This is a genomic window from Peptoniphilus indolicus (genome assembly GCF_900454665.1).
Lineage (GTDB): Bacteria > Bacillota > Clostridia > Tissierellales > Peptoniphilaceae > Peptoniphilus > Peptoniphilus indolicus.
Genome location: NZ_UGTH01000001.1, coordinates 1811722 through 1826647, shown reverse-complemented (window position 1 = coordinate 1826647; position 14926 = coordinate 1811722). Strand labels below are relative to the sequence as shown.

At 29.4% G+C, this 14926-nt stretch carries 15 protein-coding genes and 1 tRNA gene; 5 read left to right on the top strand and 11 right to left on the bottom strand.

Going from position 1 to position 14926, the window contains the following annotated elements; genetic code table 11:
• Positions 1–2: 2 nt before the first annotated feature.
• The 4 genes from DYE58_RS08780 to DYE58_RS11570 form a co-directional block, all read right to left on the bottom strand.
• Complete coding sequence (locus DYE58_RS08780) at positions 3–1265, bottom strand: glutamate-5-semialdehyde dehydrogenase (protein ID WP_115312216.1); 1263 nt, start codon at positions 1263–1265, stop codon at positions 3–5.
• Positions 1243–2028: a glutamate 5-kinase gene (gene proB, locus DYE58_RS08775; protein WP_004823443.1), complete on the bottom strand. Its 786-nt coding sequence runs from the start codon at positions 2026–2028 to the stop codon at positions 1243–1245. Before proB ends, DYE58_RS08780 begins: the two co-directional genes overlap by 23 nt.
• A 91-nt stretch (positions 2029–2119) precedes the next feature.
• Positions 2120–2554 carry an IS30 family transposase gene (locus DYE58_RS11575; protein WP_004821243.1) on the bottom strand — a complete coding sequence of 145 codons (435 nt, stop codon included), beginning with the start codon at positions 2552–2554 and terminating at the stop codon, positions 2120–2122.
• Entirely contained in the window at positions 2508–3134 is a 627-nt protein-coding gene (locus tag DYE58_RS11570; RefSeq protein ID WP_218563723.1) for an IS30 family transposase, read from the bottom strand. The genes DYE58_RS11575 and DYE58_RS11570 overlap by 47 nt, the downstream gene beginning before the upstream one ends.
• Positions 3135–4179: 1045 nt before the next feature.
• Here DYE58_RS11570 and rpmB point away from each other — a divergent pair.
• Positions 4180–4371 (top strand): 50S ribosomal protein L28, encoded by a 192-nt coding sequence (gene rpmB, locus DYE58_RS08765; RefSeq protein ID WP_004821237.1) that lies wholly within the window; start codon positions 4180–4182, stop codon positions 4369–4371.
• 61 nt (positions 4372–4432) lie between these two features.
• Positions 4433–4508 (top strand) — tRNA-Phe (locus tag DYE58_RS08760).
• An 86-nt stretch (positions 4509–4594) separates the two neighbouring features.
• Here DYE58_RS08760 and hslO read toward each other — a convergent pair.
• The 4 genes from hslO to DYE58_RS08740 are packed head-to-tail and all read right to left on the bottom strand — an operon-like array spanning position 4595 to position 7883.
• Entirely contained in the window at positions 4595–5473 is an 879-nt protein-coding gene (hslO, locus tag DYE58_RS08755) for an Hsp33 family molecular chaperone HslO (protein WP_004821235.1), read from the bottom strand.
• A 1-nt stretch (position 5474) separates the two neighbouring features.
• Positions 5475–6197 carry a class I SAM-dependent DNA methyltransferase gene (locus tag DYE58_RS08750; RefSeq protein ID WP_004821233.1) on the bottom strand — a complete coding sequence of 241 codons (723 nt, stop codon included), beginning with the start codon at positions 6195–6197 and terminating at the stop codon, positions 5475–5477.
• The gene (locus DYE58_RS08745; protein ID WP_004821231.1) at positions 6190–6924 is read right to left on the bottom strand and encodes an SIR2 family NAD-dependent protein deacylase; all 735 of its coding nucleotides are present in this window, start codon (positions 6922–6924) and stop codon (positions 6190–6192) included. Before DYE58_RS08745 ends, DYE58_RS08750 begins: the two co-directional genes overlap by 8 nt.
• Positions 6925–6938: 14 nt before the next feature.
• Positions 6939–7883, bottom strand: coding sequence for a CPBP family intramembrane glutamic endopeptidase (locus DYE58_RS08740; protein ID WP_172463342.1), 945 nt, complete (start codon positions 7881–7883; stop codon positions 6939–6941).
• A 203-nt stretch (positions 7884–8086) separates the two neighbouring features.
• Between DYE58_RS08740 and DYE58_RS08735 the strand changes: the two genes are divergently transcribed.
• Positions 8087–8599, top strand: coding sequence for a DUF4364 family protein (locus tag DYE58_RS08735; RefSeq protein WP_115312215.1), 513 nt, complete (start codon positions 8087–8089; stop codon positions 8597–8599).
• Between the two features lie 749 nt (positions 8600–9348).
• Here DYE58_RS08735 and DYE58_RS08730 read toward each other — a convergent pair.
• From DYE58_RS08730 to DYE58_RS08720, 3 genes are read right to left on the bottom strand one after another with little or no spacing between them, the layout of a single operon-like run.
• Positions 9349–9693: a transposase gene (locus DYE58_RS08730; RefSeq protein ID WP_115312214.1), complete on the bottom strand. Its 345-nt coding sequence runs from the start codon at positions 9691–9693 to the stop codon at positions 9349–9351.
• A 42-nt stretch (positions 9694–9735) separates the two neighbouring features.
• The gene (locus tag DYE58_RS08725; protein ID WP_004823441.1) at positions 9736–10245 is read right to left on the bottom strand and encodes a cysteine hydrolase family protein; all 510 of its coding nucleotides are present in this window, start codon (positions 10243–10245) and stop codon (positions 9736–9738) included.
• Positions 10246–10255: 10 nt separating this feature from the next.
• Entirely contained in the window at positions 10256–11089 is an 834-nt protein-coding gene (locus DYE58_RS08720; RefSeq protein ID WP_115312213.1) for a thioredoxin domain-containing protein, read from the bottom strand.
• Between the two features lie 1207 nt (positions 11090–12296).
• Between DYE58_RS08720 and nrdD the strand changes: the two genes are divergently transcribed.
• Together nrdD and nrdG are read left to right on the top strand one after the other, a co-directional pair.
• A complete protein-coding gene (nrdD, locus tag DYE58_RS08710) occupies positions 12297–14420 on the top strand; it encodes an anaerobic ribonucleoside-triphosphate reductase (protein WP_040552596.1) in 2124 nt (707 codons plus the stop codon).
• Positions 14420–14914 (top strand): anaerobic ribonucleoside-triphosphate reductase activating protein, encoded by a 495-nt coding sequence (nrdG, locus tag DYE58_RS08705; protein ID WP_004821468.1) that lies wholly within the window; start codon positions 14420–14422, stop codon positions 14912–14914. Before nrdD ends, nrdG begins: the two co-directional genes overlap by 1 nt.
• The last annotated feature ends 12 nt before the right edge of the window (positions 14915–14926 follow it).

Genomic DNA, 14926 nt, shown 5'->3' with positions numbered 1-14926 from the left:
ATCTAACCTCTTATCTGTCCATCCCCAAGTAAAATATATTTATAAGTTGTGAGCTCCTTTAACCCAACCGGGCCACGAGCGTGCATTCTTTGAGTTGAAATGCCTATCTCAGCTCCAAACCCAAATTCAGAGCCATCTGTAAAACGAGTGCTTGCATTTACATAGACACAAGCTGCATCTACTTCATCTGTAAACTTAGTAGCATTTTTTAAATTTTCAGTAACTATAGCTTCCGAATGATGAGTTGAATATTTATATATATGGTCTATTGCCTCATCAATTCCTGACACAATCTTCATGGAAAATTCATAATCTAAATACTCTTTTCCATAATCTTCATCGGTAGCTTCAATAACATTTTTTATTTTTTTAGCACTTTTTTTGCAACCATGAACTTTTAAATTATACCTATTTATAATATCTTGTAGTCCTTTATAAAATTCATCCGATACATTTTCGCTCACTAGCAAAGATTCAAGAGCATTACACACTCCTATTCTCTGAGTCTTGCCATTTTCAAAAATGCTAAGTGCTTTTTCTATATCTGATGAATCATCTACATATAGATGACAATTTCCAACTCCAGTTTCTAAAGTAGGTACTTTCGCATTTTCAACTACCGAGCTTATCAACCTTTGACTTCCTCTTGGGATTAAAAGGTCTACATATCCCCTTAGTTTCATAAGTTCAATTGAAGATTCTCTCTCAGTATTTTCAATCAAGCTAACCATATTTTCATCAAATCCGGCATCTTTTATACCCTCTCTTATCGAGTCTGCAATAGCCTTATTTGAATTAATAGCTTCTTTTCCACCCCTTAAGATTATGGAATTTGAAGATTTAATCGCCAATATAGCAGCATCTAAAGTGACATTTGGTCTTGATTCATATATAACTGCCAACACGCCTATAGGCACTATTTTCTTTCCAACTTGAATTCCATTAGGTAATTTATTTACTTGGTCCATATTCCCAACCGGGTCGTCAAGCTTTATAATTACATCAACAGAATCTACCATAGCTTTTATTCTATCTTCCGTTAACAATAGTCTATCTAATAATCCATCGCTCATTTCGTTAGCTTTGCCATTTTTTATATCAATGGAATTTGCATTTAATATTTTTTCAGAATTTTTTAATAGGCTATTTTTAATTGAATTTAAAATATTATTTTTTTCTACCGTAGATAATTTTCCAAGCTCTCTTCCAGCTTTTTTTGTATCTCTTGCAATTTCTATTAATTTATCTCTTAAAGATTGTTCCAATTTCATCTCCCCTAACTATCTTTCTAACATTTTTTAAATCATCAGAATTAGCTATTACAACATCTATTCCCTTTTCCATACACATTGTGCAAGCTTTTATCTTTGTTGCCATACCACCCGTTCCGACACTTGAATCTGAATCTTTAGCCATAGATTTTAAATTTTCATCGATTATATTTACTTCTTTAATTAATTCTACATCACTATTTTTGTTTGGGTCATCTGTATATAATCCATCTATATCAGATAATAAAATTAATAAATCAGCATCTATAAGTCTAGCCACTACAGCTGATAAAGTGTCATTATCTCCAAACATAATTTCAAACGTTGAGATCGTATCATTTTCATTTACAATTGGAACTACATCCATCTTCATCAACTGATCAAATGTATTACGTGCGTTTTCACTCATTTTCTCATCTGTTTCTATTACCTTTGTAAGTAATACTTGACCTACTTTATAACCGTATTCGCCAAAAGCTCTGTTATATGTATTCATAAGCGCAACTTGTCCAACTGCTGAAGTAGCTTGCTTTCCTATTGTATCTCTTGGCCTTTTTCCCATTCCAAGTTGTTTCGCTCCACACGCAATTGCTCCTGATGAAACTAATACAACATTTATTCCCTTATCTTGTATATTTGAAATCTCCTTAGCTAACTCTTCTATTCTTTCAATATTAACTGCTCCATTTTTATGAGTTATTGAGGATGACCCTATTTTTATAACTATTTTTTCCAATTTATTACTAAAATTTCTCATTCTTCCCTCCGAATAGTATTACTGTTTAATATACTACACTGACTTTTCTAATTCAATAATATAATGATTAATATATTTAATATTTTTTTACCTAAATTGCAATATCAAATTGAACTATTTCTCCCAAAATATCAACTAACCCTAATTTATTTAGTTCTTTTATGAACACCTCTAGAGGCGTTCGGTAATTTAGGATTTTTCTTGGTAAATTGTTCATCCAGTTCATTATTTTTAAATAGTGGTCTTCATCGTAGTTTAATAAGGATTTTCCTTTTGGAAGGAATCTTCTTATTAGGCTATTATGTTTTTCGTTACTTCCTCTTTCTTGTGGGTTATTTGGATGGCAATAGTATATATCTCTAACTAAGCTATTTTCTAGTTTTGTTAAGTTAGCAAATTCTAATCCATTATCACTTGTTATGCTTTTGAATATTGCTGTGGAGTTTTCTAGTTTTGATAGTAATTTTTCTAATTTTTCATTAACTGATGATGAATTTTTTGTTGCAATTTTTAGTATTATTTCCATCCTTGTTTTTCTTTCTGTTTATAGTAATTAAAGCTGGTTCTTCTTTATTTTTCTTTGGTACTACTGTGTCTATTTCCCAATTGCCAAAGCTTGACCTTTCTTCTATTTCTAATGGTCTTTCTTCTATGCTTTTTCCAAGTTTTCTTTTACTTTTTATAGTTCTTTTAATAGATGTTTTTCTTCTTAATTTCAGGGGCAAGTCTATAGATTTTATTTTTAAAAGACCTAGGTCTACATAGTTATATAAGGTTCTTGTACAGAGCATTTCACCAGAAAAAAGTTTATGTCTCTTTGCATATCCACAAATTACATCTAAAGGCCATTTATCTTTGGTAAATTTAGTATGAACAAATTCTAAAAATTTACTACATTCCAAAGTTTTATATGGTTTTTTAGAATTTTTTCTATGTTTCTCATAGACTCTCTTTCTTGTATCGGGATAATATACTTCTACTTCTTTATCGTTTTTAATTTGGGGGACTGTTCCTCGTTTTAATTCATTTCTGATTGTATTTGAAGATCTATTGAGTTCTTTAGCTATCTTGTACGCAGAATAGCCTTTATTGTGTAAAAGCTGAATTTGTCTTCTTTCTAAATCATTTTAATGTTTATTTTTTCTTGAATTTGTTGTAGTATTATTATATTCCATAGTCATCACCTTTTGGTTTTTTGTTTTTGGTGAATCAATTATACCAAATGTGATTTACTATGGAATTTTTTTAGTTCATTTTCATTTTACAATTAACCTTTTAGATACGAAATATCATGCTGCTTCTATAGTTGTCAAACATATATGACAAGAAATCAATCTAATAAAATTTTTCAAAGGGCATACTTGTCTTCTAAAAACAATTCTATTTCTCAAGATGAAAAACGAAGCATACCTTGGCTGGCGTATGAATTGTTTATAATCTTATACAATCCCTTTGAAATAGTTCTCAACCATCTCATTTGGCGCCTTAAAACCTAGCACTCTTCTTGCTATATTATTTGTTCTTACTCTATATCTTTGAAAGGCTTTATACATGTCTTTTTCTCTTTTAAATCCTCTTTTTCTCTAAAATAATTCATTATATATCTCGTGGATTCTTTCCATTATTCCATTTTACCAAGGTCAATATGGTCCTATTCATACATATTCTACTCTATAAATATTCTAATACCTTTTAAAATTCTGATTTATTTTTGCCTCTTGTACACTTATAAATAATGTAATGCCAAAAGGAAAAAATAATATACCATCTGCTAATCTATTAGCATATATCTGTACATTTATCAGTAATTTCACCAATATAACATTTTCAGGAACATATTTAACATCTAATTGCCATTTTTTAACAAACTCTTTAGGTTTGTCTTAATACTTAAGGATATAATGCTTTTTTACTTTTTCATTATCTTTAAAAGATCTAAGCTTTCTTAATACGCCCAACAAGGAACGAGGATGTCTTTTATATCCTATCTTAAACTTAAGCTCTTCATACAGTTATATCATTGTAATACTACAAACAAATTCCAACTATTTATTATTTTATTTGCAATTTACATACATTGTATGTTAAAATAAATGAGTTATAAAACCCGACGGTATGGTCGAGGAATGAGAAACCTGAGGAGGTGCGATTATGTCAAAGAGATGTGAAATATGCGGAAAGACTAAATCATTTGGTAATACTATTTCTTTTTCTCACAAAAGAGGTAACAGAACTTGGTCTCCTAATATAAGAAGAGTTAGAGCACTTGTTAATGGTCAACCTAAGAAAATCAATGTTTGTACAAGATGTCTTAGATCTGGAAAAGTTGAAAGAGCCATTTAAAATTTCAGGACTGTTCTTGCAGTCCTTTCTATCTTCATTTATTTAAGTACTTAAGTACTAAGCCCAGATAGCTCAGTCGGTAGAGCAGAGGACTGAAAATCCTCGTGTCGCTGGTTCGATTCCGGCTCTGGGCACCAGAGATCTTGTTTAGGTCTTATATTCAATTAGCTAAAAACCCAATTCTTTTTGAGAATCGGGTTTATTTTTATATGCTATAAATTTTTTATTCCATACTTTCTAAAATACTTGTAAGTTCCTCTTTACTAAAGTTGTACTTGCTATTACAAAAATGGCACATTACTTCAGCTCTTCCATCCTCTTCTATGATTGCCTTTAATTCACCTTTTCCCAACGAAATTAAAGAATCTTCTACTTTTTCAAAAGAACAATCACAATTAAATCCTATTCCCTTCTTATCTAAAATTTTTATTTCAAAACCACTCATTACGGCCTCAACTATTTGTTCAGGAGTCATTCCCTCATCTAACATAGATGTTATTGATTTTATCTTAGAAATATTCTGTTCAATTTTTGATATACACTCATCATCAGCTCCAGGCATCAATTGTAGAATAAATCCTCCAGCAGCTTTTACTGAATAGTCCACATCTACAAGCACACCTAATGATACAACAGATGGTACTTGATCTGATCTATAGAAGTAATTTGCCAAATCCTCAGCTATCTCGCCACTTATAAGTTCAACTTTCCCAATATAAGGTTCTTTAAGTCCTTGGTCAGCAACAACTGTAAGAGTTCCTTTCCCCACAATTTTACCAACGTCTAATTTCCCATCAGATTCTCTTATGTCTGCATCAGCCATAGGATTGTTGACATATCCTTTTACAATTCCATTCGCCTTTGCAGTTACTACTATCTGCCCTATATCTCCATCACCCTTTATATTTAGAGTAAGTGTATCTGCTTCATTTTTTAAATTTTCAGACATCAATGCTGCTGCCGTTAAACTCCTACCCAATGCAGCAGTTGCCGTTTTTGAAGTATTGTGTATCTCTCTTGACTTTTCAACCATATTTTTAGAACTACAAGCAAAAATTCTAACTTGTGCGTCTTTATCAATTGCTCTTACTAAATAATCCATTTTACCTCCCAGCAACAAAAGTCAATCTGCTACATTTAGCTAAATCAACTCCATTGCTATAATTATCAAAAGTTTTTACATTATACCCTATTTCTTTTAATTTATCTATAATATAATCTGTTGAATATGCTTTTTGAATATGCTCTTCATAAAATCTATCATATAAATCGCCTACTTCTTTAAAAAAGTTGACAGAATAAGTATTTAAACATTCTTTTTCATCATAAAAATTTTCCCAAATATAAAATACTCCTTCATTTTCATCAACATATGTCTCTTTCATTGTTTCGAACTTATATATTGAATTCATATCAAAAATAAATAATCCACCCTCATTTAAATGCTCATAAACCCATTTAAATAATTTTTCTAGTTCTTCTTCTTTCAAAATATAATTTATGGAATCACAACTTGATACAACTAAGTCATATTTTCCATCGAACATTAAATTTTGCATATTTTGTTTGTAAAAATGAACACTCTTATTTACAAGCTTATTAGATGCAACGGCAAGCATCTCATCAGACAAGTCTATTGCGTCCACATCAAAGTCATTCACCAAAAATTCTGTTAAATTTCCTGTTCCACAGCCTAATTCTAAACACTTACCTTTAAGATTTCCATTTTGCCCAACCGTATCTTTTATAAACTTATAAACTTTTTCATAATCAAAATCCCACATTAATTCATCATACACAGCTGCAAAATCTTTATAATTATCCATTCATTACCTCATTATAAATATTCATTAATACTTCTCCAGAATTCTCTCTAAAAACAAACTTAGCTCTTCCATCTTCTGGAGTAGGAGTATTATTTATTATTATTAAATTCTCCACATATCTTGGCAAAAAATTTACAGGACTTACTGTCAAGCTCGAACCTATTACAATTAACAAGTCTGTATCCTGCAACTCATAAGTACCTTTTGTGTAATCATCTGGCATCATATCACCAAACATTACAACATTTGACCTAACTACTCCACCACATTTTTCACATTTTGGTGGAATTTCTCCGTCTTCAACTTTATCTTTCAAATAATTAAAGTAATACTTAGTGCCACATTTCATACAGTGCACTCCTCTAGTCTCGCCATGAACTTCATACACATTCTTGCTACCCGCTTCAAAATGTAGATTATCTATGTTTTGAGTTATTATTCCTGAAAGATATCCCGCTTCTTCAAGTTTTGCCAATGCAATATGACCATTGTTTGGTTTTCTGTCATTTAAATCTTTTAAAATTAAATATCCTTCAGAATAAAATCTTTCAGGGTCTCCAAGCATTGTATCAACAGAAAGAGCTCTTATAGGGTCGAATTTTTTATAATATCCACTACTTGACCTAAAATCAGGTATACCAGACTCCGTACTTATTCCAGCTCCTGTTAAAGCAAATACTTTCTTACTATTTTTTATAAGCTCAGCCGCCTTTTTAATATTTTCCATAACCTTAACTCCTTTTAATAAAAAACAACTTTATAATAAATAAAATACAAAATAAATAACGCTATTATCGGCACAAAATTAAAAAAGTCAAAAGTTTGAGCTGCTCTAATTCTCTGTCTTAGTCCATAAAATTCATCTTCCCTTTTCTTCTCAAAATACATTTTTCTATACATATTCTTTAAAATAAAAATTGATATTCCAGATAAGATAATCAATAAAGTTATTATATATAGTTGTAAAGAGCCTATATCGCGAGCCAGCGAAGTGCTTTGTAAATAGCTAAAGAGAGAGTCATTTATATATCTTGATGAGATTAGAGCTATGACATTATTTACAAAATGAGCAATCATACATGCAAAAATAGAACCTGTTAACTCTAAAAAATTACCAAACATTATTCCTAAAAGAAGCGGCGCTAAAAAATTTTGAATATCGAAATGAAATAGTGCAAAAACTAAAGCACTCATAAAAATCGCAAACCTTGGTCCGTAAATATCATATGAATTTATAAGAGCCCCTCTAAAAAATATTTCTTCACATATAGCCGGCACTAAACACATATAGAATAAATATCCACCTAAGTTCATATCCCTAGTTACTATATCCATAGAAAAATTATTTAACTCTGTTATATTAGAAAATATACTTAAAAATAATCCGTTTACTAATAAAATTATTGGATATGATAAAATTGTCATTAAAATGACTCTAAATATATTTTTTAAACTTATGTATTTAATTCTCAAAACATGAGTAAACTTTCCCGTACCTGCAATAAATAATGCTGGTATTAAAATTATAAAAATTTCATTTATAAATGTTCCTCTAAAAAAATCTTTGCTCTGTATGTAATTTCCTATCAATAAAAATAATATAGAAAGTAAAAGAGTAAATGTATTTACACTCAAAACATTTAAATTTTTCTTTTTATATTTTCTACGCTTTAAATTTATCTTCATTTTTTGCCTCAACATAATATCTAATTTTAAACTTATATCTTTCATTATTGCCAATATTTTACTCAATGTAATTTGGCCACTAATAAAATATAACAACCCCTAAAAATTTGTATTTCATATCAATCATTATTCCTAATTATATCAAATTGAATAAATATTTAAAACTTTCATACTAAATGATATAATAAGTTAGGAGGGATTATATGGAGACTTTTAATATACAAGAATTAGCTCAAAATAAATTAATTATTTTGTATACAATTCAAAAATCTTCTAACACTTTTCATGAAGATGATTTAACTTCCTTCATATTAAAAAATGAATTTTTAAATTATTTTTTTTATAAACAATATTTAGGAGAGTTATACGACAATGGCTTTGTTGAAATTATTGACCATTACATCCAATTGACTGAAGAAGGTCAAATCGCTCTTGAAATGTTCAATGATCGTTTACCTGAAAATATTGTAATTTCAATAGATAAAGAGATTGAAAATCTAAAAGAACCTACTGACTACGAAAATTCTATAATAGCTAACTATACAAAAGAAAATGAAAGATTCTTTGTAAACCTGGCCATAATTGAATATGAAGTAGACATCTTTAATTTAAACCTTGAAGTCCCTTCTGAGCAATATGCCATAGGCATCTGTAACAGATTCAAAAAAAATCCGGAAGAATTTTACATGAATGTAATTCAATATTTAGAATCTTAAAAGTGATGTTGCAAAGATAGACAATTCTATTTTGCACATCACTTTTTAATTAAATAACTGAATTTATACATTATATTTTTTGATTGAAAATTTTCTTTTAGATGAATTTAGTCAATTTCCTTTAAAAATGAGTAAACTAAATAGAGCTATACTTTTGAAAAAATTTTTTCTTAAGTAGCTTAGTATTTTATGATTTCTAAGTTCTTTTTTTGTTTTTGATGCTAATTTATTTAGGTTTTAGGCTATTGATAAGAGATTTATTTCACTTATTGCATTTGACTTTCATTTGTGATGAAATCTATTGGTTGTACATGTCCCTTGGATGATGGGATATGTTTTCTCCTATGGTAAATCCTGATGCACTTGTTAGTTATACGTTATATACTGGTTTTAGTTGTCCGTTTTTAATATGGTCTTCTTTCACTCACTTGAAGGTTACGTCATGATCTGTTTTTGAGTACGAGTTTCTATGCTCTCATATTGTTTTTAGATGTTCTTTGTATTTTTCGAGTTTTTCTTTCCGGTATTTTAGCTTTTGGTCCTTTCGTTGGAAATTATCTTTTCTTTTTCATTGTCTGTATGCAAATTCTATGTTTTTTTCTTTACATTCTTTTGAATACCGGTCAAATACTATTATTACTGCTTCTAAGTCTTCTTCTGAGCTCAAATTTTCATTAAGTCCTAAGTATTTTATGATTTTTATTTTTAGTTTTTCTTGATATTTTTCTATGATCCTTCTTTATTCAAAGCTATATCTGTTGGCATAGGCTTCTATCTTTGTTCCGTCTATATATACTTGATAGGTCTATTTGATTTTCTTCTATTGGTATCTCTACCATTTGATTGAGTATACTTGGTGTTAACTCCATGATTTTTTGCCTAAATCTATTTATTGTGCTATGGTTAGGTACTTTTTCTGTATCTAGCAGATACTTAATTCTTAAATCATATTTACAAGATTTTTCTATTTCTCTTGATAAAAATATTCCTTCTGAATAGCAAAATATTAGTATTTCAAATATTGTTGCCGGGTTACTTAAATACTTTGCATTGAGAAAAGACGAGGATTTTTTAGTTTCCTCGTCTTTTTTCATTTTGAGACTTTTGCAACAACCTCTTCTTTAATACTATTTTAACTATATGATTTGTATATGATTCATCTTCATAGTCTTAATTGCACTTTCATGACTTTCTAAAGTCACACCCGCACAACAACTCTCATCAACTTTTATAGGTATATTAGGCAGATATGATTTTATTAGAAGCGCATTTGATACTACACAAATATCTGTACAAAGTCCAACTAAAGTTATACTGTCAATTTTATCTTCTCTATCCAATTCCCTTAACTCCTCAGCTAATTCAACAGCTCCAAATGAGCCCTTATCAAAAATCTTACCTTTTATTGCCAAATCAGGATGAATTTCCCAACCATCAGTTCCCTTAATACAATGTTTAACCGGTAAATTCTTCCCCTCCTCAGTTTCAAGATAATCTTCTCCATGAGTGTCCCTTGTATAATATATTTTCCCATCAAAACTATCAATTTTATCTTTTACATTTGATACTATATCAACTGCTTCTTTAGTTCCCAAGCTTCCATTTATAAAATCGTTTTGCATATCCACAACTACTAAAATTTTCATATTATACCTCTTATAGTAAATATATTTCCTCTGTACTTTCTATAGGTCTAATTTCAATTAAATTTTTAGATTTCAAACTGCTCAATGAATTTTTTACAAACTCTTCATCTATAAACAATTCATAAAACTCATGTAAAAATACTTTTTTATATTTTTTTATAAAATTTAAGATATTTACTTCATCTTCCTCTATTTCCATTTCTCTTAAATCAGAATGTTCATATATAAAATTTAATAATTCCTCTTTTGTCTTGTATCCCTTAGTTATAAATTCCTTTCCCTTATTATCCACATACATAAAATTTGGAAAATTATCAAATCTTCTATCAAATGTGCTCATTCTATCCTCTAAAAAAATTTGAGAAGAGTCTCGTTCAAATATCTCTATAAATTGATTCTCATTTATTCCTATTTCCTTTAAAATAGGAATAATATTTTCAATCTCCATTGTGTTTACTCCATAGAGTATGGTATCTTCTCTCAATCTTCTTAAAAAAATATTCGCCTTTTCTGGAGCTATTTCCCTAACAGATATAAAAAATTTATCTAACTTATTTGTACTAGGATTTTTTCTAGAAAGCAAATTCGGTAATTTGCTCGACACAGGCATTTTATGTATTATAGAACCAGCTGTCCAAATTTGTCTTAAAATTGCATTTGCAGTTTCATCAGAATCTTTGTCTTTCATATTCATTGGAAGTATATCATGGTAATCAGAAATCATCCCCCCCATTATATTTTCAAACTCAACTTTCCCATCAAATAAATAATCTATTGCCCTTAAAACTTTTTCTTCTCCCCATGACCAAGTACACACTACATCAGAAAAAATATATATCTTCAAATTTACACCCCACACTTACTTAAAAATTTTATTTATAAGAATTACATAATTTATCTCTTGCTCTGAAAAGGTTTTTCTTCCAACTACATAACATTGTTTATTTTTTTATTGTACTATAAATAATATTCTTGAATACTAAGCCTTTTTTATACTCTTCTCACTTTCTTTATAGTTTATATAAATTAAGTATATCATAAATAATATTTTTATGTGATAAATTGTAAAATTAAAAGATATCCCAAATAAAAGATAAAACTCATACTAACTAACTTTGTGTAAAATGTTAATAACTACAAACACACATGTCAATATAAATCATAAATATCTTACACTAGAATTATAGAAATAAGATAGAGTTATTAAATAAAGAGGGTTATTTTTCTGTAGGAATAGCAAAAATTTTAGACTGTTACCATTCTACAATTTCAAGAGAACTTAATGGATTAGAGTAACTTATAAAGCTATAGATGTAGATAAAGGTAAGAGATATAAATCATCATTTAAAGGAATAAAACTAAATCTACTGATATCTTAAAAATATAATACTAGATAAAGGTAAGAGATATAAATCATCATTTAAAGGAATAAAACTAAATCTACTGATATCTTAAAAATATAATACTAGATAAACTAAACTCTAAATGGTCAGCGGAACAAATAGTTTATACTATATTTAAAAGTATTATTTGCCTTAAAATTTATAATTTACTTTATTAAATTATTATAAATTTTTATATTACAAAACTTAGAAGAAAAGGCTAGTCAAAACTCTCAAGAGACTAGAAAAAAGTTTAATATTGAAACTTTTATAAGAAAAAGACCGAAATAAGTAAAGGAAATAAAATGTTTTGGTCATTGGAAATTAGATACAGTTGTATCATCTAGGGGAAAAATCAAAGGATGCTTAGCAACATTTGTTGAAATGAAATCAAGCTTTAACGTTATTTGCAATTCATTATTTATAAATATCTTGATTAAATTTATAGTTTAAATATTATAAAACTATTAAAAATTCGACTTTTATTTTTTATTATTCACTCAATTTATACTTTATATTTTTATTTTTATTCTTACAGCCCCTTAATATACACGTTTATCATTATCTCTATCCCTCTTCTGTATATAGTACTTATTAATCTTATTAATTGATATTGTACACTACATATAGTATAATTATAAAAATAAAGAAGGAGAGGATTTTATGGCAATGTTAGAAGTTATAAAGAGAAACGGTAAAAGAGCAGATTTTGACTGTAAAAAAATAGAAATTGCAATTGAAAAAGCAATGAATTCGATGAGTGGTGTATACATAGAAGGTCAAGCTAGAAAAATAGCTGCTGAAATTGAAGAGCAAGCTATGTTAAATATGGAACCAATTTCCATATCAGCCATAGAAGAGCTTGTATATTATAAATTAATTGAAAACAATAACCCTGCAACTGCAAGAGCTTATGAAAATTATAAAGCAGTTCAATCTTATAAGAGAGAACAAAACACAACAGATAAAGAAATTTTAGGCCTATTAAATCAAACAAATGTTGATATAATGGATGAAAATTCAAATAAAAATGCCATAATTGCATCCACTCAACGTGATTTAATTGCAGGAGAAGTTTCAAAAGATATTGCGAAACGTAAAATGATTCCTGCCGACTTAGTAGATGCTCATGAATGTGGAGCAATTCATATTCATGATATGGATTATATAATTCAACCTATTTTCAACTGTTGTTTGGTTAATATTAAGGATATGCTAGATAACGGGACTGTGGTAAACGGAAAAATGATTGAAACTCCTAAGTCCTTCCAAGTAGCTTGTAATGTTATGACTCAAATAATAGCCCAAATTGCATCTAATCAATATGGCGGTCAAAGTATTAACATTGCATGTTTAGGTAAATACCTAAGACGTTCTTACGATAAAAATCTAACTCTTGCTATAGATACTCTTGGCGATGTCAAACTTGCAGAAAAAATGGCAGCCAAGATGACTCAAAAAGATTTGGAAAGTGGTATACAGACCATTCAATATCAAATAAATACTTTGATGACTTCTAACGGTCAAGCTCCTTTTGTAACTTTATTTATGCAACTTGAAGATAATGATCCTTATATAGATGAAATTGCTCAAATAATCGAAGAAATTTTAAAACAAAGAATTCAAGGTATTAAAAATGATGCCGGAGTATATGTAACTCCTGCATTCCCTAAGCTAATATATGTACTTGATGAAAATAATGTAAAACCTGAATCTAAATACTATTATTTGACTTCTCTTGCAATCAGATGTACTGCTAAGAGAATGTATCCTGACTATATTTCAGCTAAAAAAATGAAAGCAAATTATGAAGGCAATGTATTTAGTCCTATGGGTTGTCGTGCATTTTTGCCACCTTGGAAAAATAGCAAAGGACAATATCAATTCGAAGGTAGATTCAATATGGGAGCTTGTTCTCTTAACCTGCCTCAAATTGCAATCCTTGCCGGAGGCGACGAGTCAAAATTCTTTGAAATTCTTGATAAAAGACTAGAATTAGTTAAAAGAGTTGGTCTTTTAAGATATGAACATCTAAAAAAAGTTAACTCCGATTCATCGCCTATCCATTGGCAACATGGAGCTATTGCAAGACTTGGAAAGCATGAATCCATAGCATCTCTTCTTGAAAATGGTTATTCAACTGTTTCAATGGGCTATATAGGTATATATGAAGCAACTTACCTAACAAAAGGTGTGTCTCACACTGACCCTAAAGGCTATGATTTCGCTATGAAAATCATGGATAGTTTAAACGATGCCGTTAAGAAATGGACTGAAGAAACAGGAATAAAATTCACTCTATACGCAACTCCTGCCGAATCACTTACTAACAGATTTGCAAGTATAGATAGAAATAGATTTGGTGTCATTGAAAATGTAACAGACAAAGGCTACTATACTAACTCTTTCCATGTTGATGTAAGAGAAAAAATTTCTGCATTTGAAAAATTTGCATTTGAATCTAAATTCCAAGATAGGTCTACTGGCGGATGTATTTCTTACGTTGAAATACCTAATATGTCTCATAACTTAGAAGCACTTGAAACAATAGTTAGATACATCTACGACAATATTCAATATGCTGAGTTCAACACTAAAAGTGATTATTGCGCTGAATGTGGTTATGACGGAGAAATTAAATTAAATTCTGATAATGAATGGGAATGTCCTCAATGCCACAATAAAGATAAATCTACACTTACAGTTGTAAGACGTACTTGTGGGTACCTTGGAGAAAACTTCTGGAATGAAGGTAGGACTAAGGAAATCAATGATAGGGTGTTGCATATCTAATGAGATATGGACAAATAAGAAGATACGATGTTGCAAATGGCCCTGGAATAAGAACTAGTCTCTTTGTAACAGGATGCACTCACCACTGTGAAGAATGTTTCAATCAAGAATATCAAGACTTTATGTTCGGGGAATTGTGGACTGATACTCAAACTGCTGAAGTTATAGAACACTTGAGTGAATCTGTAAATAACGGACTAACTATCCTTGGTGGTGAACCATTTCAGAACGTTCCTGATTTAACATTAGTAGTCAGAGAAATCAGAAGTCATACGTCTAAATCTATTTGGGTTTATTCGGGATATACTTTCGAGCAAATATTAGAAGACAATAAAAAACTTGAACTTTTAAAGCTCTGCGATGTCCTTGTTGATGGATTATTTATAAACAGCCTTAAGGACTTGAGTTTAAAATTTAGAGGTTCATCTAATCAGAGAATAATAGATATAAAAAAATCACTCGAACATAATCAAGTGATATTATTAGAAATATAAGAGCTTTAGGAT